At 69.1% G+C, this 19,384-nt stretch carries 30 protein-coding genes; 27 read left to right on the forward strand and 3 right to left on the reverse strand.

Features of this window, described 5'->3' with window-relative positions; genetic code table 11:
• Positions 1-66: 66 nt before the first annotated feature.
• The 27 genes from trmB to IEZ25_RS05260 all read left to right on the forward strand — a co-directional run bounded on the left by trmB (position 67) and on the right by IEZ25_RS05260 (position 16,030).
• On the forward strand, positions 67-792 hold the full coding sequence (gene trmB, locus IEZ25_RS05130; RefSeq protein WP_318152058.1) for a tRNA (guanine(46)-N(7))-methyltransferase TrmB: 726 nt from the start codon (positions 67-69) through the stop codon (positions 790-792).
• Between the two features lie 2 nt (positions 793-794).
• Entirely contained in the window at positions 795-1,577 is a 783-nt protein-coding gene (locus tag IEZ25_RS05135; RefSeq protein ID WP_191198336.1) for an alpha/beta hydrolase family protein, read from the forward strand.
• A 403-nt stretch (positions 1,578-1,980) separates the two neighbouring features.
• Positions 1,981-2,289, forward strand: coding sequence for a 30S ribosomal protein S10 (gene rpsJ, locus IEZ25_RS05140; protein ID WP_008360994.1), 309 nt, complete (start codon positions 1,981-1,983; stop codon positions 2,287-2,289).
• Between the two features lie 10 nt (positions 2,290-2,299).
• Positions 2,300-2,965 carry a 50S ribosomal protein L3 gene (gene rplC, locus IEZ25_RS05145; RefSeq protein ID WP_191198337.1) on the forward strand — a complete coding sequence of 222 codons (666 nt, stop codon included), beginning with the start codon at positions 2,300-2,302 and terminating at the stop codon, positions 2,963-2,965.
• A 2-nt stretch (positions 2,966-2,967) separates the two neighbouring features.
• A complete protein-coding gene (gene rplD / locus IEZ25_RS05150) occupies positions 2,968-3,894 on the forward strand; it encodes a 50S ribosomal protein L4, sunset domain variant (RefSeq protein ID WP_191198338.1) in 927 nt (308 codons plus the stop codon).
• Complete coding sequence (gene rplW, locus IEZ25_RS05155; protein WP_090969261.1) at positions 3,891-4,196, forward strand: 50S ribosomal protein L23; 306 nt, start codon at positions 3,891-3,893, stop codon at positions 4,194-4,196. Before rplD ends, rplW begins: the two co-directional genes overlap by 4 nt.
• Positions 4,197-4,220: 24 nt before the next feature.
• Positions 4,221-5,057, forward strand: a complete 837-nt coding sequence (rplB, locus tag IEZ25_RS05160; RefSeq protein WP_090969262.1) for a 50S ribosomal protein L2 — start codon at positions 4,221-4,223, stop codon at positions 5,055-5,057.
• A 5-nt stretch (positions 5,058-5,062) separates the two neighbouring features.
• On the forward strand, positions 5,063-5,344 hold the full coding sequence (gene rpsS, locus IEZ25_RS05165; protein ID WP_056599671.1) for a 30S ribosomal protein S19: 282 nt from the start codon (positions 5,063-5,065) through the stop codon (positions 5,342-5,344).
• Positions 5,341-5,790, forward strand: coding sequence for a 50S ribosomal protein L22 (gene rplV, locus IEZ25_RS05170; protein ID WP_191198339.1), 450 nt, complete (start codon positions 5,341-5,343; stop codon positions 5,788-5,790). Before rpsS ends, rplV begins: the two co-directional genes overlap by 4 nt.
• On the forward strand, positions 5,790-6,596 hold the full coding sequence (gene rpsC / locus IEZ25_RS05175; protein ID WP_191198340.1) for a 30S ribosomal protein S3: 807 nt from the start codon (positions 5,790-5,792) through the stop codon (positions 6,594-6,596). The genes rplV and rpsC overlap by 1 nt, the downstream gene beginning before the upstream one ends.
• A gap of 3 nt (positions 6,597-6,599) precedes the next feature.
• Complete coding sequence (gene rplP, locus IEZ25_RS05180) at positions 6,600-7,019, forward strand: 50S ribosomal protein L16 (protein ID WP_191198341.1); 420 nt, start codon at positions 6,600-6,602, stop codon at positions 7,017-7,019.
• The gene (rpmC, locus tag IEZ25_RS05185) at positions 7,019-7,261 is read left to right on the forward strand and encodes a 50S ribosomal protein L29 (protein WP_224748494.1); all 243 of its coding nucleotides are present in this window, start codon (positions 7,019-7,021) and stop codon (positions 7,259-7,261) included. Before rplP ends, rpmC begins: the two co-directional genes overlap by 1 nt.
• Positions 7,258-7,542, forward strand: coding sequence for a 30S ribosomal protein S17 (rpsQ, locus tag IEZ25_RS05190; protein ID WP_191198342.1), 285 nt, complete (start codon positions 7,258-7,260; stop codon positions 7,540-7,542). The genes rpmC and rpsQ overlap by 4 nt, the downstream gene beginning before the upstream one ends.
• A gap of 103 nt (positions 7,543-7,645) precedes the next feature.
• On the forward strand, positions 7,646-8,014 hold the full coding sequence (rplN, locus tag IEZ25_RS05195; protein WP_056887123.1) for a 50S ribosomal protein L14: 369 nt from the start codon (positions 7,646-7,648) through the stop codon (positions 8,012-8,014).
• A 15-nt stretch (positions 8,015-8,029) separates the two neighbouring features.
• Entirely contained in the window at positions 8,030-8,371 is a 342-nt protein-coding gene (gene rplX, locus IEZ25_RS05200; protein ID WP_191198343.1) for a 50S ribosomal protein L24, read from the forward strand.
• A gap of 1 nt (position 8,372) precedes the next feature.
• Entirely contained in the window at positions 8,373-8,948 is a 576-nt protein-coding gene (rplE, locus tag IEZ25_RS05205) for a 50S ribosomal protein L5 (RefSeq protein WP_191198344.1), read from the forward strand.
• Position 8,949: 1 nt separating this feature from the next.
• Positions 8,950-9,135 carry a type Z 30S ribosomal protein S14 gene (locus tag IEZ25_RS05210; protein ID WP_056599702.1) on the forward strand — a complete coding sequence of 62 codons (186 nt, stop codon included), beginning with the start codon at positions 8,950-8,952 and terminating at the stop codon, positions 9,133-9,135.
• Between the two features lie 69 nt (positions 9,136-9,204).
• Positions 9,205-9,624 (forward strand): 30S ribosomal protein S8, encoded by a 420-nt coding sequence (gene rpsH, locus IEZ25_RS05215; protein ID WP_191198345.1) that lies wholly within the window; start codon positions 9,205-9,207, stop codon positions 9,622-9,624.
• Between the two features lie 34 nt (positions 9,625-9,658).
• Positions 9,659-10,201, forward strand: a complete 543-nt coding sequence (rplF, locus tag IEZ25_RS05220; protein WP_191198346.1) for a 50S ribosomal protein L6 — start codon at positions 9,659-9,661, stop codon at positions 10,199-10,201.
• A 1-nt stretch (position 10,202) separates the two neighbouring features.
• Positions 10,203-10,586 (forward strand): 50S ribosomal protein L18, encoded by a 384-nt coding sequence (gene rplR, locus IEZ25_RS05225; RefSeq protein WP_191198347.1) that lies wholly within the window; start codon positions 10,203-10,205, stop codon positions 10,584-10,586.
• A 46-nt stretch (positions 10,587-10,632) separates the two neighbouring features.
• The gene (gene rpsE, locus IEZ25_RS05230) at positions 10,633-11,250 is read left to right on the forward strand and encodes a 30S ribosomal protein S5 (RefSeq protein ID WP_191198348.1); all 618 of its coding nucleotides are present in this window, start codon (positions 10,633-10,635) and stop codon (positions 11,248-11,250) included.
• Positions 11,250-11,432, forward strand: a complete 183-nt coding sequence (gene rpmD / locus IEZ25_RS05235; protein WP_191198349.1) for a 50S ribosomal protein L30 — start codon at positions 11,250-11,252, stop codon at positions 11,430-11,432. The genes rpsE and rpmD overlap by 1 nt, the downstream gene beginning before the upstream one ends.
• A 1-nt stretch (position 11,433) precedes the next feature.
• Positions 11,434-11,874: a 50S ribosomal protein L15 gene (rplO, locus tag IEZ25_RS05240; RefSeq protein WP_191198350.1), complete on the forward strand. Its 441-nt coding sequence runs from the start codon at positions 11,434-11,436 to the stop codon at positions 11,872-11,874.
• Positions 11,875-12,066: 192 nt separating this feature from the next.
• Positions 12,067-13,362 carry a preprotein translocase subunit SecY gene (secY, locus tag IEZ25_RS05245; RefSeq protein ID WP_191198351.1) on the forward strand — a complete coding sequence of 432 codons (1,296 nt, stop codon included), beginning with the start codon at positions 12,067-12,069 and terminating at the stop codon, positions 13,360-13,362.
• Positions 13,363-13,938, forward strand: a complete 576-nt coding sequence (locus IEZ25_RS05250; protein WP_191198352.1) for an adenylate kinase — start codon at positions 13,363-13,365, stop codon at positions 13,936-13,938.
• Between the two features lie 19 nt (positions 13,939-13,957).
• Positions 13,958-14,782 carry a type I methionyl aminopeptidase gene (gene map / locus IEZ25_RS05255; protein WP_191198353.1) on the forward strand — a complete coding sequence of 275 codons (825 nt, stop codon included), beginning with the start codon at positions 13,958-13,960 and terminating at the stop codon, positions 14,780-14,782.
• Positions 14,783-15,004: 222 nt separating this feature from the next.
• On the forward strand, positions 15,005-16,030 hold the full coding sequence (locus tag IEZ25_RS05260; protein ID WP_191198354.1) for a TerC family protein: 1,026 nt from the start codon (positions 15,005-15,007) through the stop codon (positions 16,028-16,030).
• Between the two features lie 9 nt (positions 16,031-16,039).
• Here IEZ25_RS05260 and IEZ25_RS05265 read toward each other — a convergent pair whose 3' ends face one another.
• From IEZ25_RS05265 to IEZ25_RS05275, 3 genes are read right to left on the reverse strand one after another with little or no spacing between them, the layout of a single operon-like run.
• Positions 16,040-16,729 (reverse strand): HNH endonuclease family protein, encoded by a 690-nt coding sequence (locus IEZ25_RS05265; RefSeq protein WP_191198355.1) that lies wholly within the window; start codon positions 16,727-16,729, stop codon positions 16,040-16,042.
• Entirely contained in the window at positions 16,717-18,123 is a 1,407-nt protein-coding gene (locus IEZ25_RS05270; protein ID WP_191198356.1) for a serine/threonine protein kinase, read from the reverse strand. Before IEZ25_RS05270 ends, IEZ25_RS05265 begins: the two co-directional genes overlap by 13 nt.
• A complete protein-coding gene (locus IEZ25_RS05275) occupies positions 18,120-19,301 on the reverse strand; it encodes an FHA domain-containing protein (protein WP_318152090.1) in 1,182 nt (393 codons plus the stop codon). Before IEZ25_RS05275 ends, IEZ25_RS05270 begins: the two co-directional genes overlap by 4 nt.
• Positions 19,302-19,384: the final 83 nt, after the last annotated feature.

Consider the following 19,384-nt stretch of genomic DNA (forward strand, 5'->3'; position numbering starts at 1 on the left):
GGTCGAGGAGGTCGCACGGGACCCGCGGATGTGGTGGGACGCGGACTGCCGGGCGAGAATCGGGGTGTGAACGACGTCGTACGCCCGGCCCGACCGCACCACAAGCTCACCGCGGACGGCCGGCGGATGCGCGAGGTCCTGACCTATTCTCGACGGGGCAGTCGCTTCACGCCGCGCCAGGCTGAGGCGTGGGCAGCGCACCAGGCCGACTGGGTCATCCCCGAGGAGGCCGTCGACAGGCCGGACTTCTCGTTGGCCGAGCGCTTCGGGCGCGAGGCGCCGCTGATCGTGGAGATCGGCTCCGGCATCGGCGAGGCGACGGCGGCGCTCGCGGCGGCGCGCCCCGACCACGACGTCCTGGCGCTCGAGGTCTGGCTGCCCGGTGTCGCCGACTCTCTGTGGCGCGTCGCCGAGGCCGGCGCCGACAACGTCCGGTTCTGCTCGGTCGACGCGGTCTGGTCGCTGGAGCACCTCGTCGAGCCGTCGAGCCTCGCCGAGCTCTGGACGTTCTTCCCCGATCCGTGGCGCAAGACCAAGCACCACAAGCGCCGCCTGGTCAACCCGGCCAACGCGGCGCTCGCCTCCTCGCGCCTCGTGCCGGGTGGCGCGTGGCGCCTGGCCACCGACTGGGCCGACTACGCCGTGCAGATGCGGGAGGTGCTCGACGCCGAGACGAGCCTCGACGGTGGTCGGGTCGAACGGTGGTCCGAGCGACCGGTCACGCGTTTCGAGCGCAAGGGTCGCGACGTCGGCCGCGACATCAGCGACTTCTGCTACTGGCGCCGGGACTGACGGTGCGGCGCGGGGGAGCGGTGCTGCTGGCGGGTCTGCTGCTCGCCTGCTCGGGCTGCGTGGGCGCGGACGGCCCACCACCGAGCCCGACGCCCTCCGTCGCGGGTGCCGACACCGTCGACCCCACGGCGGCCCTCCGCGAGCGCTGCGCCTCCGCGATCCCCGACGAGGCCGAGCTGGAGGCGTTCACCGTGGCCGGTGGCGTCGAGGCCGCACGCATCGGACCGGCGACCAACGACCGCGTGGCGATCCTGCTGCCCCAGACCAGCGGACTGTGCGGGTGGGGCCGCTGGGCCACCGCGGCGGTGCGGGAGGTCGGGCTCACCTCCCTGCTGGTCAACCCCTGCGGCTACGGCGGGTCGACATGCACCGGCGAGGAGGACGCCGACCCGCTCCACGAGGTGTCGGCGGCCGTCCGGGTCGCCCGGGAGGACCTCGGTGCCCGACGCGTGGTCCTCCTCGGGACGTCGATGGGTGGCTCGCTCACCGTGATCGCCGTCGCCCGCGGCGCCGACGTCGATGCGTGGGCGGACGTCAGCGGTCCGTCGTCGTGGGACGGCGTCGACCTGGCGACGCTCGCCGGGGAACTGCCGGCCGACGGTCTGGTGGCGATGGCTCGGAGCGACGGCCGGAGCGCCTTCCGGGAGGCCAGGGCACTGGCCCGGGCGGCCGGCGTGCCGTTCGTCCCGGGCCGGTCGGGTCACGGCTGGGAGCTGGTGGTCGACCCGGTCGACCAGGTCCTGACCCGCCTCGGACGGCGACTCCTGGCGCTCGCCGAGGGCTGAACGACGGCTCGTGGAGCGTGGACCTGATGGCCAGGTCATTGCGATTTGGCGTGGGCGTGCGGAGTCTGTCAAGATGTTCCGGTTGCTCCGGCGGGTCGCCGAGGCACGGCACACCTTGACTTCTGAATCGCGTCTCCTCGATCGAACCAGTCGTCTGCGTGCGCCGCACCAGATCAGGACACCTTGATCGGAGACCCGACCAGATCCGCCGACCGGCGGGTGCCACCCAGAGCATCACCGCTTCCCCTCGGGGTCGTGTCACGAGCCACGTAGTTTCAGTCGGCAGCGCGACACGCCCGACCGCGGGGGTCGGAGGGTGGAGGAGAGACAGGCGGCACTCGCCCACCAGGGGTGGAGAGCCGAAACCAGACCAGGCGTACGAGACCGAAGAGGACAGGGACCTATGGCGGGACAGAAGATCCGCATCAGGCTCAAGGCCTATGACCACGAGGTGATCGACACCTCGGCGCGGAAGATCGTGGACACCGTCACCCGCACGGGTGCGAAGGTCGCCGGCCCTGTGCCGCTGCCGACCGAGAAGAACGTGTACTGCGTCATCCGCTCGCCCCACAAGTACAAGGACTCCCGCGAGCACTTCGAGATGCGCACGCACAAGCGCCTGATCGACATCATCGACCCGACGCCGAAGACCGTCGACTCGCTGATGCGTCTCGACCTGCCTGCCGGTGTCGACATCGAGATCAAGCTCTGAGGCGACTGACATGGCTAAGACTTTCGAACGCAACGTGAAGGGGCTGCTGGGCACCAAGCTCGGCATGACCCAGCTCTGGGACGACAACAACGTGGTCGTCCCCGTCACCGTGATCGCCGCTGGCACCAACGTGGTGACCCAGGTCCGCCAGCCCGAGGTCGACGGCTACAACGCCATCCAGGTCGGCTTCGGCGAGATCGAGGCCCGCAAGGTGAACTCGCCCGAGACCGGACACTTCTCCAAGGCCGGTGTCACGCCGCGTCGCCACGTCGCGGAGATCCGCACGGCCGACGCCGCCAGCTACACCGTGGGCCAGGAGCTCGCGGTCGACACCTTCGCCGCAGGCGAGGAGATCGACGTGACCGGCACCAGCAAGGGCAAGGGCTTCGCCGGTGTCATGAAGCGCCACGGCTTCCACGGCGTGTCCGCCTCGCACGGTGCCCACCGCAACCACCGCAAGCCCGGCTCCATCGGTGCCTGCGCCACGCCGGGTCGTGTCTTCAAGGGCACGCGCATGGCCGGCCGCATGGGTAACGACACGGTCACCACCCAGAACCTGACGGTGCACGCCGTCGACGCCGACAAGGGCCTCATCCTCATCAAGGGTGCCGTTCCCGGCCCCCGCGGTGGTCTCGTGATGCTCCGTTCGGCCGCCAAGAACACGCAGGAGGCCTGAGCATGGCTGTCAAGACCGTCAAGGTCGACCTCCCCGCCGAGATCTTCGACGTCGAGGTCAACATCCCCCTGATCCACCAGGTCGTCGTGGCCCAGCAGGCCGCTGCTCGACAGGGCACCCACTCCACCAAGCGTCGCGGCGAGGTCCGCGGCGGTGGCCGGAAGCCCTACAAGCAGAAGGGCACCGGCCGCGCCCGTCAGGGCTCGACCCGCGCGCCGCAGTTCGCCGGCGGTGGCATCGTGCACGGCCCGCAGCCGCGCAGCTACGACCAGCGCACCCCCAAGAAGATGAAGGCCGCCGCCCTGCGCGGTGCCCTCTCCGACCGGGCCCGCAACGACCGCGTCCACGTGGTCGACTCCCTGGTGTCGGGCGACGTGCCCTCCACCAAGGCGGCACTGGCCGCGCTGGCGTCGCTGACCGACCGCGTGGGCTACCTCGTGGTGCTGGAGCGCTCCGACGCGATCACCTGGCTCTCGCTGCGCAACGCGGTCGAGGTCCACATCGTCGCCGTCGACCAGCTCAACACCTACGACGTGCTCAACGCCGACGACGTGGTGTTCACCAAGGGCGCCTACGACGTCTTCGTGGGTGGCGCCTCGAGCGCCGCGCCGGCGGCCCGGGCCGAGAAGCCCGCCGCCACGACCGCGAAGGCCGAGACCACCGAGGTCAAGGCGTTCGCCGACGTGCCCGCCGACGACGCCGCCGACGAGGCCCCCGCCCTCCCGAAGGGTGCCAAGGCGCCCCTCAAGAGCGGCAAGGCCCCCAAGGGCTACGAGGTCAAGGGCAACGCTGACTCCGGTCTCTTCCACGAGCCCGACGGCCAGTGGTACGACGCCACCGAGGCGGAGTTCTGGTTCAAGAGCGCCGAGGACGCCGAGGCTGCTGGCTTCACGCGTGCCGGCAGTTCCGCCAAGGAGGACGACAAGTGAGCACCCTGCACAAGGACCACCGCGACATCCTGATCGCGCCGGTCGTGTCGGAGAAGAGCTACGGCCTGCTCGACGCGAACAAGTACACCTTCATCGTCCGTCCGGACGCCAACAAGACCGAGATCAAGATCGCGGTCGAGAAGGTCTTCGACGTCAAGGTCACCTCCGTCAACACGATCAACCGCCAGGGCAAGACGCGTCGCACCCGCTACGGCCTGGGCAAGCGTCCCAACACCAAGCGCGCGATCGTCAGCCTCGCCGAGGGCCACCGCATCGACATCTTCGGAGGTCCGGTCTCCTGACCGGGCTCCTGACTAGGAACTGATATGGCTATCCGCAAGTACAAGCCGACCACCCCGGGCCGTCGTGGCTCGTCGGTGGCCGACTTCGTCGAGATCACCCGGACCACGCCGGAGAAGTCGCTGACGCGTCCGCTGCCGAAGAACGGCGGTCGCAACAACCAGGGACGCATCACCACCCGCCACAAGGGTGGTGGCCACAAGCGTGCCTACCGCATCATCGACTTCCGTCGCTACGACAAGGACGGCGTGCCGGCCAAGGTCGCTCACATCGAGTACGACCCCAACCGCACCGCCCGCATCGCGCTGCTGCACTACGCCGACGGCGAGAAGCGCTACATCGTCGCCCCCAAGGGCCTCGAGCAGGGCACGCCGGTCGAGTCCGGCCCCAACGCCGACATCAAGCCCGGCAACAACCTGCCGCTGCGCAACATCCCGGTCGGTACGACCATCCACTGCGTGGAGCTCCGTCCCGGCGGCGGCGCGAAGATCGCCCGCTCGGCCGGCAACTCCGCACAGCTGGTGGCCCGCGAGGGAAGCCGCGCGACGCTGCGCATGCCCTCGGGCGAGATGCGCTTCGTCGACGTGCGCTGCCGCGCGACGATCGGCGAGGTCGGCAACGCCGAGCAGTCCAACATCAACTGGGGCAAGGCCGGCCGCATGCGGTGGAAGGGCGTCCGCCCGACCGTCCGCGGTGTCGTCATGAACCCGGTCGACCACCCGCACGGTGGTGGTGAGGGCAAGACGTCCGGTGGACGCCACCCGGTCTCGCCCTGGGGACAGAAGGAAGGCCGCACGCGCAAGCGCAAGGCGTCCGACTCCCAGATCATCCGTCGTCGCAAGTCCGGCAAGGGTAGGAAGTAACCGACATGCCTCGCAGCCTGAAGAAGGGCCCCTTCATCGACGACCACCTTCAGAAGAAGGTGGACGCCGAGAACGAGAAGGGCAGCCACAACGTCATCAAGACCTGGTCGCGCCGGTCGATGATCGTGCCCGACATGATCGGCCACACCATCGCCGTGCACGACGGTCGCAAGCACGTCCCGGTCTTCGTGACCGACTCCATGGTCGGCCACAAGCTCGGGGAGTTCGCCCCCACCCGCACCTACCGCGGGCACGTCAAGGAAGACCGGAAGGGACGCCGTCGATGAGCACCACCGAGCGCAGCCGCACCAGTGCGCGCCGCGAGTCGCTGCTCGGCGACCAGCCGGGCGCGTTCGCCAGCGCACGCTACGTGCGGATCACCCCGATGAAGGCCCGCCGTGTCGTCGACATGGTCCGCGGCCTCCAGGTCGACGAGGCCCTGACCCTGCTGCAGTTCGCGCCGCAGGCAGCCTCCGAGACCGTCTACAAGGTGCTCGAGAGCGCCGTCGCCAACGCCGAGACGACCGAGAGCCTCAACCGGGCCGACCTCGTGCTGTCGGTCGCGATGGTCGACGAGGGCCCGACGATGAAGCGTTGGCGTCCGCGTGCCCAGGGTCGTGCGACCCGCATCAACAAGCGCACCAGCCACATCACCCTCGTGGTGCAGCCGGCCGACGCGCTCGACAAGCAGGGCAAGAACGCCCGTGCCAACAAGAACGGAAGGGGTGCCTGATGGGCCAGAAGATCAACCCGAACGGCTTCCGCCTGGGCATCTCCACCGACCACAAGAGCCGTTGGTACGCCGACAAGCTCTACAAGTCCTACGTCGGTGAGGACGTCGCGATCCGCAAGCTGCTCTCCAAGGGCATGGAGCGGGCCGGCATCTCCAAGGTCGAGATCGAGCGCACCCGCGACCGCGTCCGGGTGGACATCCACACCGCGCGTCCGGGCATCGTCATCGGTCGCCGCGGCGCCGAGGCCGACCGCATCCGCACCGAGCTGGAGAAGCTCACCGGCAAGCAGGTGCAGCTCAACATCCTCGAGGTCAAGCAGCCCGAGATCGACGCGCAGCTGGTCGCGCAGGGCGTGGCCGAGCAGCTCGCCGGGCGCGTGCAGTTCCGCCGCGCGATGCGCAAGGCCATGCAGACCTCGATGCGCTCCGGTGCCAAGGGCATCCGGATCCAGTGCTCGGGTCGTCTCAACGGCGCCGAGATGTCGCGCACCGAGTTCTACCGCGAGGGCCGCGTGCCGCTGCACACGCTCCGCGCCGACATCGACTACGGCTTCTACGAGGCCAAGACCACCTTCGGTCGCATCGGTGTCAAGGTCTGGATCTACAAGGGCGAGGTCGCCGGCACCCGTGCCGAGCGCCAGGCCCAGCAGGCTGCCCGCGCCGGTGCCCCCGGCCGTGGTGGTCGTCCCACCAACCGCGGCGGCGAGCGCCCGAGCCGTGGCTCGCGCGGCGACCGTGCTCCTCGCACCGAGTCCACCGAGGCTCCGGCTGCCGAGGCCGCCCCCAGCGCAGGATCGGAGGCCTGAGCCATGTTGATGCCCCGTCGCGTCAAGCACCGCAAGCAGCACCACCCCAAGCGCACCGGCGCTGCCAAGGGCGGCACCTCGCTGGCGTTCGGTGACTTCGGCATCCAGGCGATCGAGGGTCACTACGTGACCAACCGCCAGATCGAGTCGGCCCGAATCGCCATGACCCGCCACATCAAGCGTGGCGGCAAGGTCTGGATCAACATCTACCCGGACCGTCCGCTGACCAAGAAGCCTGCCGAGACCCGCATGGGTTCGGGCAAGGGCTCCCCCGAGTGGTGGGTGGCGAACGTCAAGCCCGGCCGCGTCATGTTCGAACTCTCCGGTGTCGACGAGGTGACCGCTCGTGAGGCCATGCGCCGCGCGATGCACAAGCTTCCGATGAAGTGCCGGTTCATCTCCCGTGAGGCCGGTGAATTCTGATGGCTACCAAGCTGAACGCCCACGAGCTCGACGAGCTCGACGCCACCGAGCTCGAGGCGAAGCTGCGCGAGGCCAAGGAGGAGCTGTTCAACCTCCGGTTCCAGGCGGCCACCGGCCAGCTGGAGGGCCACGGCCGACTCCGCGTGGTCAAGAAGGACATCGCCCGCATCTACACCGTGGTCCGCGAGCGCGAGCTCGGCATCCGGACCGCGCCGGGCACCAACGAAGAGGCGAAGGCATGAGCGAGAACACCCCGACCCAGTCGGCCGGCGAGCGCAACCAGCGCAAGGTCCGCGAGGGCCTCGTCGTGAGCGACAAGATGGACAAGACCATCGTCGTCGCCGTCGAGGACCGCGTGAAGCACGCCCTCTACGGCAAGGTCCTGCGCAAGACGTCGCGCCTGAAGGCCCACGACGAGACCAACCAGTGCGGCACCGGCGACCGGGTCCTGATCATGGAGACCCGTCCGCTGTCGGCCACGAAGCGCTGGCGCCTCGTCGAGGTCCTCGAAAAGGCGAAGTGACCTCGGGCCCCCGGGCCTCGAGCACCAGTTTCCACATATCAGTTCGGCCAGGCTCACTCTCCGCTGAGAGGGCGAGAACCAGCTCGACAACCAGGAGAAATCAATGATCCAGCAGGAGTCGCGACTCAAGGTCGCCGACAACACCGGTGCGAAGGAGATCCTCTGCATCCGTGTTCTCGGTGGCTCGGGCCGTCGCTACGCCGGCATCGGTGACGTCATCGTCGCCACCGTCAAGGACGCGATCCCCGGTGGCAACGTCAAGAAGGGCGACGTCGTCAAGGCCGTGATCGTGCGCACCGTCAAGGAGCGTCGTCGTGCCGACGGTTCCTACATCCGATTCGACGAGAACGCCGCCGTCATCCTCAAGAACGACGGCGAGCCGCGCGGCACCCGCATCTTCGGCCCCGTCGGTCGCGAGCTGCGCGAGAAGCGCTTCATGAAGATCATCTCGCTCGCCCCCGAGGTGCTGTGAGGGATGGGTAAGAACATGAACATCAAGAAGGGCGACACCGTCAAGGTGATCGCCGGCAAGGACAAGGGTGCCCAGGGCAAGGTCATCTCGGTCCTCCGTGAGGAGGACCGGGTGATCGTCGAGGGCGTCAACCTCGTCAAGCGCCACACCAAGTCCGTCCAGCAGACCAACACCACGGGCGGCATCATCACCCGCGAGGCGCCCATCCACGTCTCGAACGTGATGCTCGTCGAGGGCGATGGCGTGACCCGCATCGGCTTCCGCCGCGACGAGGTCACCAAGCGCCGCCCCGACGGCTCGACCTACAGCGCCAGCCGCTCGGTCCGCGTGTCCCGCAAGACCGGCAAGGAGATCTGAGATGGCTGAGACCACCTCTCCGGAGACCACCGAGATTCCGCGTCTCAAGGCGCGCTACCGCGAGGAGATCGTCCCCGCGCTGCGCACCGAGTTCGACATCGCCAACATCATGCAGGTCCCCGGTCTGACCAAGATCGTGGTCAACATGGGTGTCGGCGAGGCTGCTCGCGACTCCAAGCTGATCGAGGGCGCGATCCGCGACCTCACCGCGATCACCGGGCAGAAGCCGGCCGTGACCAAGGCCCGCAAGTCCATCGCGCAGTTCAAGCTGCGCGAGGGCATGCCGATCGGTGCGCACGTCACCCTGCGCGGCGACCGCATGTGGGAGTTCCTGGACCGGCTGCTCTCCCTGGCGCTGCCTCGCATCCGTGACTTCCGCGGCCTCTCGCCCAAGCAGTTCGACGGGCGCGGCAACTACACCTTCGGTCTCACCGAGCAGGTCATGTTCCACGAGATCAACCAGGACCGGATCGACCGGTCGCGCGGTATGGACATCACCGTCGTGACCACCGCCACCAATGACGACGAGGGGCGCGCGCTGCTCAAGCAGCTCGGCTTCCCGTTCAAGGAGAACTGACATGGCGAAGACTTCCCTCAAGGTCAAGGCCGCCCGCAAGCCGAAGTTCGCGGTCCGCGGCTACACCCGCTGCCAGCGCTGCGGTCGCCCCAAGTCGGTCTACCGCAAGTTCGGCCTGTGCCGCATCTGCCTGCGGGAGATGGCCCACCGCGGCGAGCTGCCCGGCGTCACCAAGTCCTCCTGGTAATCACCTCACACCCGTTGCAGGTCCTCAGGCCGCGAGCCTGAGGAAACCACGACGAGAAAGAACCACATCATGACGATGACTGACCCGATCGCAGACATGCTCACGCGTCTGCGCAACGCCAACCAGGCGTACCACGACGTGGTGTCGATGCCTTACAGCAAGATGAAGGCCGGCCTCGCCGAGATCCTCAAGCAGGAGGGCTACATCACCTCCTACGACGTCGCCGACAACCAGACGGCCGAGGGCGAGCCCGCCGTCGGCAAGACGCTGACGGTCACGCTCAAGTACGGCCGCAACCGGGAGCGCTCGATCGCGGGAGTCCGCCGCATCAGCAAGCCCGGCCTGCGGGTCTACGCCAAGAGCACGAACCTGCCCCGCGTCCTCGGCGGACTCGGCGTCGCGATCATCTCGACGTCGCAGGGCCTGCTCACCGACCGCCAGGCGAACCAGAAGGGCGTGGGCGGAGAAGTCCTCGCCTACGTCTGGTGACCCGGACCTACTGAGACCAGGAAGAGAGAGAAGCATGTCGCGCATTGGCAAGCTCCCCATCGCGGTCCCGTCCGGCGTCGACGTCGCGATCGACCAGGCACTGGTGACCGTCAAGGGCCCCAAGGGCACCCTGTCGCACACCATCGCCGCGCCGATCACGGTCGCCCGGGGCGAGGACGGCATCCTCGAGGTCAACCGTCCCGACGACGAGCGCACCAGCCGCTCGCTGCACGGCCTGACCCGCACGCTCATCAACAACATGGTGGTGGGCGTCACCGAGGGCTACGAGAAGAAGCTCGAGATCGTGGGCGTCGGTTACCGCGTCCTGCCCAAGGGGCCGACCCAGCTGGAGTTCCAGCTCGGCTACTCGCACCCGATCATCTTCGACGCCCCCGAGGGCATCACCTTCACCGTCGAGGGCCCGACCAAGCTCGGTGTCGTCGGCATCGACAAGCAGCTCGTCGGAGAGGTTGCGGCGAAGATCCGCAAGCTCCGCAAGCCCGAGCCCTACAAGGGCAAGGGCGTGCGCTACGCCGGCGAGCACATCCGCCGCAAGGTCGGAAAGGCCGGTAAGTGACATGGCGATCTCCCTGTCCAACAACAAGCACACCGCCAACCGCGTTCGTGCCCGTCTGCGCCGTCAGGCGCGCGGTCGCAAGCGGATCAACGGCACCACCGAGCGCCCGCGCCTGGTGGTCACCAAGTCGGCCAAGCACCTCTCGGTGCAGGTCGTCGACGACCTGAAGGGCGCCACCCTGGCCTACGCCTCCACCATGGAGGCAGACGTCCGCGGCACCGACGGTGACAAGACCGCCAAGGCCAAGCAGGTCGGCGAGCTCGTCGCCTCGCGCGCCAAGGCGGCCGGCATCGAGGACGTCGTCTTCGACCGTGCGGGCAACAAGTACCACGGTCGCATCGCGGCCCTCGCCGATGCCGCCCGGGAGGGCGGACTGTCCTTCTGATCGCCCACGCGACCAGAGAGCACACCTTAGATATGGAGCACATCTCATGAGCGGAGCCCAGCGCGGACAGCGCAGCGGTGGCTCGGGTGACCGTCGCGGACGCGACAACGGTCGTGGACAGGCTGAGAAGTCCGTCTACATCGAGCGCGTCGTGGCGATCAACCGTGTCGCCAAGGTCGTGAAGGGTGGTCGTCGCTTCAGCTTCACCGCCCTCGTGATCGTCGGCGACGGTGAAGGTCTGGTCGGCGTCGGCTACGGCAAGGCGAAGGAAGTTCCCGCGGCGATCGCCAAGGGTGTCGAGGAGGCCAAGAAGCACTTCTTCAAGGTCCCCCGCATCCAGGGCACGATCCCGCACCCGGTGCAGGGTGAGAAGGCCGCAGGCGTCGTCCTGCTGCGTCCCGCCGCTCCCGGTACCGGCGTCATCGCCGGTGGCCCGGTGCGCGCGGTCCTCGAGTGCGCCGGCATCCACGACGTGCTGAGCAAGTCGCTCGGCTCGTCGAACCAGATCAACATCGTCCACGCGACGGTCGAGGCCCTCCGGATGCTCGAGGAGCCCGAGGCCGTGGCCGCTCGTCGTGGCATGCGGGTCGAGGACGTCACCCCGGCAGCGCTGCTCAAGGCGCGTGCCGAGGGGCAGGCCGAGGCCGCGGGGGTGCAGGCCTGATGGCTCAGCTCAAGGTCCAGCAGAAGCGCGGCACGGTCGGCATCAAGGCCAACCAGCGCGAGACGCTTCGCTCGCTCGGTCTCAAGCGGATCGGCGACGTCGTCGTGAAGGAAGACCGCCCGGAGATCCGGGGCATGATCAACACTGTCCGTCACCTGGTGACGTTCGAGGAGGTGGAGTGACATGACGCTCAAGCTGCACCACTTGCGTCCCGCTCCGGGTGCCAAGACCGCCAAGACCCGCGTGGGTCGTGGCGAGGCGTCCAAGGGCAAGACCGCCGGCCGCGGTACGAAGGGCACCAAGGCCCGCTACCAGGTCCCGGTCGCCTTCGAGGGTGGCCAGATGCCGATCCACATGCGGCTGCCCAAGCTGAAGGGGTTCAAGAACCCCTTCCGCGTCGAGTTCCAGGTCGTCAACCTCGACCGGCTCGGGGAGCTGTTCCCCGACGGCGGCGCCGTGACGGTCGCCGACCTCGTCGCCAAGGGCGCGGTCCGCAAGGGCCAGCCCGTCAAGGTGCTCGGCCAGGGCGACATCGCCGTGGCCGTCCAGGTCAGCGTCGATGCGTTCTCGGCCTCCGCCAAGGAGAAGATCGAGGCCGCAGGCGGCACCGCGACCGTGGCCTGAGGCCGCGATCTCGCACATTCGGTGAAGGCCCGGCCGCACAGTGGGAACTGTCGGTCGGGTCTTCGTCGTTAGCGGTGAGAGCGGGCTGAACCGCTCCTTGTTAGGCTTCCACGGGCCCTTCACCCTCTCGGCGGTGATGGACTCTCGTCCGCCCGACGATCCTGGTCGGGCACCCTTACGAAAGAGGAACCAGTGCTAGGCGCGTTCGCCAACGCTTTCCGGACTCCGGACCTGCGGAAGAAGCTGCTGTTCGTCCTGCTGATCGTCACGATCTTCCGGCTCGGATCGCAGGTGCCCACCCCGGGCGTCCACGTGGCCAACGTCCAGGCCTGCATCAGCCAGCTGGAGGAGGGCGGCCTCTACAGCCTGATCAACCTCTTCTCCGGCGGTGCGCTGCTCCAGCTCACCATCTTCGCGCTGGGCATCATGCCCTACATCACGGCCTCCATCATCCTGCAGCTGCTCGTCGTGGTGATCCCGCGGCTCGAGGCGCTGAAGAAGGAGGGCCAGGCCGGCCAGGCGAAGATCACCCAGTACACGCGCTACCTGACCCTCGGCCTGGCCGTGCTCCAGGCGACCGGGATCGTGGCGCTCGCGCGCAACAAGGCGCTGCTGCAGGGCTGTGACCGCGACCTGCTCCACGACGACGGCACCACGACGTTCCTCGTCATGGTCATCACCATGACCGCCGGCACCGCGGTCATCATGTGGCTCGGTGAGCTCATCACCGACCGCGGCATCGGCAACGGCATGTCGATCCTCATCTTCACCCAGGTCGTCGCGACCTTCCCGGCCTCCCTGTGGAGCGTCCAGACCTCCAAGGGCTGGGTCGTGTTCTCCATCGTCATGATCATCGGTCTGATCCTGGTCGCGGCCGTCATCTTCATCGAGCAGGCCCAGCGCCGGATCCCGGTGCAGTACGCCCGGCGGATGGTCGGTCGCAAGATGTTCGGCGGCAACTCGACCTACATCCCGCTGAAGGTGAACCAGGCCGGCATCATCCCGGTCATCTTCGCCTCGTCGCTGCTCTACCTGCCGGCGATGGCGGTGCAGTTCAACCCGGAGACCACCAACCCGGTCCTCGACTTCATCGGCACCTACCTCGTCGGTGGCGACCACCCGCTCTACATGGCGTGCTACTTCGCGCTCATCATCTTCTTCACGTACTTCTACGTCTCGATCACCTTCAACCCTGTCGAGGTGGCGGACAACATGAAGAAGTACGGCGGCTTCATCCCCGGGATCCGGGCGGGCAAGCCGACCGAGGACTACCTGTCCTACGTCCTGTCCCGCATCACGTTCCCTGGAGCTCTCTACCTCGGCCTGATCTCGTTGGTCCCGCTCGTCGCGTTCGCGATGATCCAGGCCAACCAGAACTTCCCGTTCGGTGGCACGTCCATCCTCATCATGGTCGGCGTGGCGCTCGACACGGTGAAGCAGATCGAGAGCCAGCTCCAGCAGCGCAACTACGAAGGATTCCTCCGCTAAATGAGACTCATCCTCATGGGCCCGCCCGGCGCGGGCAAGGGCACCCAGGCCAGGTACGTGGCCGACCACTTCGGTGTCCCGGCGATCTCCACGGGAGACATCTTCAGGGCCAACGTCTCCGAGGGCACGCCGCTCGGCGTGGAGGCGCAGCGCTACATGGACGCCGGCGAGTACGTCCCCGACGAGGTCACCAACAAGATGGTGCGCAACCGGATCGACGAGCCGGACGCCGAGCCCGGCTTCCTGCTCGACGGCTACCCCCGGACCCTGGCCCAGGTCACCGAGCTCGACGGGATGATCGAGTTCACCGGTCACCGCCTCGACGCGGTGGTCGTGCTGACCGTCGACAGCGAGGAGCTCGTCCAGCGCCTGCTCCAGCGTGCCCAGACCGATGGTCGCGCCGACGACACCGAGGACGTGGTCCGGCGCCGGCAGGAGGTCTACTCCGAGCAGACCGCACCGCTCATCGAGGTCTACCGCGAGCGCGGCATCCTGGTCGAGGTCGACGGCATGGGTGAGGTCGACGAGGTCACCAGGCGCGTCTTCGCAGCCCTCGACGTGGTCCCGCAGAGCTGACGAGCAGGGCACCGACGCGATGGCGTTCCGCGACCGCGGGATCGAGATCAAGACGCCTGCCCAGATCGAGCTGATGCGGGTCGCCGGGCGGCTGGTGGGGGAGACCCTCGAGCTGCTGCGCTCGGCCGTGCGCCCGGGGGTGACGACGCTCGAGCTCGACACGCTCGCCGAGACCCACATCCGCGACCACGGCGGCATCCCGTCGTTCAAGGGCTACAGCCAGCCGCCCTTCCCGGCCACGATCTGCGCGTCGGTCAACGACGAGGTCGTGCACGGCATCCCGGGCGCCCGCGTCCTGACCGATGGAGACGTGATCTCCATCGACTGCGGCGCGATCGTGGAGGGCTGGCACGGCGACGCGGCGCTCACCGTCCCGGTCGGCGAGGTCGCTGACGACGTACGCCGCCTGCTGGAGGTGACCGAGGAGTCGCTGTGGCGCGGGATGGCGGCCGCCCGGCTCGGCGGCCGGGTCACCGACATCAGCCACGCGATCGAGGCCCACGTCCGCTCGCAGGGCCGCTACGGGATCCTCGAGGACTACACCGGCCACGGCATCGGCACCGAGATGCACATGTCCCCGAACGTGCCCAACTACGGTCGTCGCGGACGCGGACCCACGATCGTCGAGGGCCTGGCCCTGGCGGTCGAGCCGATGGTCACCCTCGGCAGCAAGCACACCGATCTGCTCGAGGACGAGTGGACCGTCGCCACCGTCGACGGCTCGGTCGCGGCCCACTTCGAGCACACCTTCACCGTCACGCCGCAGGGGGCGTGGGTCCTCACCGCGATCGACGGCGGCGCAGCGCGCCTGGCCTCGCTCGGCGTCCCGTTCGGCGGACGCTGACCGCCGGGGTCGCGCCCGGCGCTGCCGGCGTGGAAGACTGATCGGAGTTGGAGGGGAGTATTTCCCCGCGGTGGTGTCGTCAGCACGGCGTTCGCGCGAGCGGGGCCCGGTGCCACCGGTTCGCTCCCGGGCAGATGTTGCCCGCCGGGCGGGCGGAAGAGACCTCCGGCGTCCGCGTGCTGCGCGGACACCGAAACGACCCCCACCCCTAGGAGCAACCGAGTGGACGTCCCCACCTGGGTCTGGATCGCGACCGGCGTCGTGACCCTCGCGATCTTCACCTTCGACCTCGCCATCGTCGGGCGGCGCCCGCACGAGCCGAGCATGAAGGAGTGCGCGACCTACCTCTCGATCTACGTCGGTCTGGCGATCCTCTTCGGCCTCGGCGTCTGGTACACGTGGGACGGCACCCATGCGCTGGAGTTCTACTCCGGCTGGCTGGTGGAGTACTCCCTCTCCATCGACAACCTGTTCATCTTCATCATCATCATGGCCAAGTTCGCGGTGCCACGTGAGCTGCAGCAGTACGCCCTGATGATCGGCATCGTGATGGCGCTCATCATGCGCGCGATCTTCATCGGCGTCGGCGCCGCAGCGATCAACAACTTCAGCTGGGTCTTCTACCTCTTCGGCCTCTTCCTCATCTACACCGCGGTCAAGCTGGCCAAGGAGGGCGCCGAGGACGAGGACGACGAGTTCGAGGAGAACAAGCTCGTCGCCTTCGTGGAGCGCCGCTTCCCGGCCACGTCGGAGTGGCACGGTCGCGAGCTGTTCCACAAGGACGCCGGCAAGCGGATGATCACGCCGATGTTCATCGTGATCATCACGCTCGGCACGACCGACCTGCTGTTCGCGCTCGACTCGATCCCCGCGATCTTCGGCATCACCAAGGAGCCCTACCTGGTGCTGACGGCCAACATCTTCGCGCTGATGGGGCTGCGCCAGCTCTACTTCCTCATCGGCGGCCTGCTCCAGCGCCTCATCTACCTGTCCTACGGCCTGGCGTTCCTGCTGGCCTTCATCGGCGTCAAGCTGATCCTGCACGCGATGCACGAGAACGAGCTGCCGTTCATCAACGGCGGCGAGCACATCACGTGGGCGCCCGACGTCCCGATCTGGCTGTCGCTCGTGGTCATCGTCGCCACCCTGGCCGTCACCGCCGTCGTCTCGCTGTGGGCCTCGGCCCGGATGGACGACAAGGAGCAGGACGCCGCCACCGGCCCGCGCCGTGACTGGGAGGACGGCTGACCTGACGCCTCAGCAGGTGCGCGCGACCTGTCGTACGACGTCCGCGTCGGCGGTGGTGAGGGGCAGGTCCCACGCCACCGCCACGCGGACGTAGCGCCACACGTAGCCGCAGTGGGATCGCCGCCACGGAGGCAGCCAGTCAGACGGGCCGTCGGCCCCCTTGGCCTGGTTGCTCCGGGCCGAGACGGCCAGCAGCTCGCGGCGTACGTCGTTGGCGAAGGCGACGCGCCGGCGCTGGGTCCACGCCCACGCGCCACCGTGCCACGCGCGCGCCAGAGGAAAGACGTGGTCGATCGAGATGACGTAGCCGTCCTCGCGCCAGGTCAGCCGGCTGCCGGTGTAGGGGTCGCGCAGGCGCGCGTCGTATATCCGGCACCTCGAGCCCCAGCGCATCTCGACGTCCTTCATCTGCAGGAGCAGGACGTCCTCGCGGGTGGTGCACCCGTTGTGTCCCTTCGGCCCGTCGTGGTCGTCGGTCCACGGAGCGCCGAACACGCACGCTCCCGGGTCGCAGTCGCGGTCGTAGCCTGGCTGGTGGCCGATCGCGGGCACGACGCGAGCGCGGTCGAGGAGCCGCAGGATGCGGTCCTGCGCGGGCTGGACGCGGGTCGTGGGGCCGGCCGAGTCCTCGGACGGGGTTGACCCGGCCGGTCCACCGAGGCCGAGGGCGAGCACGCACGCGGCGATCAGGACACGCACTGGTTCGCACTCGGTGAGACGTCGGCCCCGCGGGTCATCTGCAGGGAGAGGCACACGGGGTCCGACGTGCGCAGCAGGAGTCGCCGCTTGGTCGTGGTGCCGGCCTCCTCGGTGTCGTCGCGGCGCCAGGTGAAGGAGTCGCCGGGCTCGATCTCGACCGGAGAGGTCCACTCGAACAGCACCCCGCGCGCCGTTCGGCTCCCGCTGAGCAGCGGGGCCTGCGTCAGCACATCGGCGACGGCGTCGTCCGGGGTCTGGCTGACCGACGGGTTGCCCACCCCGGGGTCCTCGTCGCGACCGTCGCCGCGGAAGACCAGGAATCCCACGAGGAGCGCGAGCGCAGCCGCGCCGACACCCGCCCACACGAGGCCCGACACCTTGTCGCCGTCCTCGTCGCGTGCCGACTCGGGGACCGGTTCCTGCGCCGCGATCCGGCGCGGACCACTCGCGGAGATCACCGTCACCGGCTTCATCGCCGTCGCGTCCTCGGGGGCCTCGCCGACCTTGGTCGCGGCCACGGAGGCGTCGGGGCGATCGCCCTCGACGGCGACCGACGTGCGGGCCCAGCCGGCGGCCGACTCGATGCGCTGCAGCGCCCGGGCGAGCTCGAGGGCGCTCGAGGGCCGGTGCTCGGGGCGCTTGGCGAGGCACTGCTGCAGCAGCCGGTCGAGCGCGGGAGGCACGTCGGGGCGCTGGGTGGCCGGGGGAGTGGCGTGCAGGATGCGTGCGCTCAGGGCCCTCGTGGAGTTGTCGCCCGACGGGATCGAGAACGGAGACCGGCCCACGAGCAGGTGCCAGATGGTCGCGCCGAGCGAGTAGACGTCGGAGGCGACCGAACCGTTGGAGCGCCCGTCGAGGAGCTCGGGCGGTGACCACGGGTAGGAGATGCGTACGTCGTTGTCGCCCTCGACCTCGGCCATGTGCCCGGCGATGCCGAAGTCGGTGAGTGCGGGCTCGTGGTAGGTGGTGACGAGCACGTTGCTGGGCTTGATGTCGCGGTGCAGGATCCCGGAGCGGTGTGCGGTCTCGATCGCGCTCGCGAGCTTGATGCCGGTGGACACCGCGTCCATCGGGGCCATCGGGTTGGAGCGCACGCGGATGCCGAGGTCGGGCGGCGGGCAGTAGCGCATGACCAGGAACGGACGGCCGCCGTCGGCCGTCACGCCGGCGGTGATCACCGAGACGATGTAGGGGTGGTCGGCCAGCCGCGCCATCGAGTTGGCCTCGGCGGTGAAGAGGTACTTCTCCCGGTCGGTCAGGGGCACGTCGGGGCGCACGACCTTGACGGCGACGCGCTGTCGGGGCCACTGCTGCTCGTAGAGGAAGACGTCGGCGAACCCGCCGCTGCCCAGGTGCTCGACGAAGGCGAACCCGGGGATCTGGGGGGCGCTCACCGCGCGACCGCGCCGGTCTCGAAGCGGACGGCGTAGACGTGCGCCATGTCGAGGACCGTGCCCGGCTCCAGGACGTAGGCGTCACCGGGACGCATGCGCTCGGGCTCGCGACCGGGTGTGGCGATCGTCGTGCCGCCGCGGCTGTCCAGGTCGCGAGCGACGACGTCCCAGCCGTCGAGCTCGACGTGGAGGTGTCGTCGCGACACGAAGGAGTGGTCGCGGGGCAGGTGTACGAGGTGCGGCCAGTCGACGCTCCCCTCCGCGGGCGCGGGCTTGCGACCCAGGATGACGCCGCGGTCCAGCGGCACGACCTCGCCGGTCGGCAGCCGCAGCCCGCCGAGCGAGGGACGCTCGACGCGACGAGGCTCCTGCGGCGCGACGCGCTGGTGGCAGACCCGGCACTGCGGGGAGGCGGGGGGCGTCAGGTGGCCCAGCGGACAGCTGACGGCGAGCACCGTCGGCGACGTGTGGTGGGACAGGTGCGAGGGGCGCAGCGTGGTCGAGCCGTCGTGGTCCTCGGGGTCTGAGCCCGGCGCGGTGTGCGGGTCGGACTCGGATCGGATGGTCGTGCGGGTGCCCTCCTCGATCCGCTCGACCACGAGCGGGTCCGGCTCGGAGGTGTCCATCAGCGAGCCGGTGTCCTCGGCACGCTGACGCACGCGCGCGCGAGGGGGCGGGCCGTCGGGACCCTTCGCGGCCAGGATGGCCGCCGGGATGCCGTCGATCAGCGCCGCGGACGCGGGCGGTGCCGGAACCTCCGTGGCCCTCGCCGCCGGAGCCGTACGAGCCGAGAGGGGGGTCAGCACGACGCGGTCCGCCGCCACGACCCCACCGACGAGACGACGGGTGCCGCGGAGGTGGTCGGGGTCGGCGCCGTGGTCGAGGCTGAGCACCCGCGATGGTCCGGCGAGGCGGACGTGGCCGCTCCCGCGCGAGAGCGTGGTGGAGGCACCCGAGGTGAAGTCGACGAGGGCCAGGCCGGGCGGGTCACCGTCGAAGGCCTTCTCGACGATCGCCATCACCTGCTCGACGACGGGGGCGTCCGAGAGCCCCGTCGCGGTCGAGAGGGCATCCCAGAGGGACTGGACGACCTGCTCGTCGCCGGGGTCGGTGAGCAGCACCCAGTGGGCGCCGCTGCCGAGCAGCACGCCCGTGCCCCCGGCGTACGTCGCCTCCACGATCAACGTCGGCCCCCCTCGTACACGCCCACCACTCCATCATCACCCATCGCGACGTCCCGGCGCACGCGGTCCCGACTTGT

Origin of the sequence: Nocardioides hwasunensis, assembly GCF_014779665.1 — a bacterium.
Lineage (GTDB): Bacteria > Actinomycetota > Actinomycetes > Propionibacteriales > Nocardioidaceae > Nocardioides > Nocardioides hwasunensis.

Bases quoted from the DNA above. Each gene is read 5' to 3' on its own strand.
- rplP (WP_191198341.1), top strand. From the start codon at position 6,600: ATGTTGATGCCCCGTCGCGTCAAGCACCGCAAGCAGCACCACCCCAAG.
- rpsC (WP_191198340.1), top strand. From the start codon at position 5,790: ATGGGCCAGAAGATCAACCCGAACGGCTTCCGCCTGGGCATCTCCACC.
- rplR (WP_191198347.1), top strand. From the start codon at position 10,203: ATGGCGATCTCCCTGTCCAACAACAAGCACACCGCCAACCGCGTTCGT.
- rplC (WP_191198337.1), top strand. From the start codon at position 2,300: ATGGCTAAGACTTTCGAACGCAACGTGAAGGGGCTGCTGGGCACCAAG.
- rplO (WP_191198350.1), top strand. From the start codon at position 11,434: ATGACGCTCAAGCTGCACCACTTGCGTCCCGCTCCGGGTGCCAAGACC.
- rplB (WP_090969262.1), top strand. From the start codon at position 4,221: ATGGCTATCCGCAAGTACAAGCCGACCACCCCGGGCCGTCGTGGCTCG.
- rpsQ (WP_191198342.1), top strand. From the start codon at position 7,258: ATGAGCGAGAACACCCCGACCCAGTCGGCCGGCGAGCGCAACCAGCGC.
- rplE (WP_191198344.1), top strand. From the start codon at position 8,373: ATGGCTGAGACCACCTCTCCGGAGACCACCGAGATTCCGCGTCTCAAG.
- rplF (WP_191198346.1), top strand. From the start codon at position 9,659: ATGTCGCGCATTGGCAAGCTCCCCATCGCGGTCCCGTCCGGCGTCGAC.
- rpsE (WP_191198348.1), top strand. From the start codon at position 10,633: ATGAGCGGAGCCCAGCGCGGACAGCGCAGCGGTGGCTCGGGTGACCGT.
- map (WP_191198353.1), top strand. From the start codon at position 13,958: ATGGCGTTCCGCGACCGCGGGATCGAGATCAAGACGCCTGCCCAGATC.
- rplD (WP_191198338.1), top strand. From the start codon at position 2,968: ATGGCTGTCAAGACCGTCAAGGTCGACCTCCCCGCCGAGATCTTCGAC.
- rpmC (WP_224748494.1), top strand. From the start codon at position 7,019: ATGGCTACCAAGCTGAACGCCCACGAGCTCGACGAGCTCGACGCCACC.
- rplN (WP_056887123.1), top strand. From the start codon at position 7,646: ATGATCCAGCAGGAGTCGCGACTCAAGGTCGCCGACAACACCGGTGCG.
- IEZ25_RS05250 (WP_191198352.1), top strand. From the start codon at position 13,363: ATGAGACTCATCCTCATGGGCCCGCCCGGCGCGGGCAAGGGCACCCAG.
- rpsJ (WP_008360994.1), top strand. From the start codon at position 1,981: ATGGCGGGACAGAAGATCCGCATCAGGCTCAAGGCCTATGACCACGAG.
- rpsH (WP_191198345.1), top strand. From the start codon at position 9,205: ATGACGATGACTGACCCGATCGCAGACATGCTCACGCGTCTGCGCAAC.
- IEZ25_RS05210 (WP_056599702.1), top strand. From the start codon at position 8,950: ATGGCGAAGACTTCCCTCAAGGTCAAGGCCGCCCGCAAGCCGAAGTTC.
- rpsS (WP_056599671.1), top strand. From the start codon at position 5,063: ATGCCTCGCAGCCTGAAGAAGGGCCCCTTCATCGACGACCACCTTCAG.
- rplX (WP_191198343.1), top strand. From the start codon at position 8,030: ATGAACATCAAGAAGGGCGACACCGTCAAGGTGATCGCCGGCAAGGAC.
- rplV (WP_191198339.1), top strand. From the start codon at position 5,341: ATGAGCACCACCGAGCGCAGCCGCACCAGTGCGCGCCGCGAGTCGCTG.
- rpmD (WP_191198349.1), top strand. From the start codon at position 11,250: ATGGCTCAGCTCAAGGTCCAGCAGAAGCGCGGCACGGTCGGCATCAAG.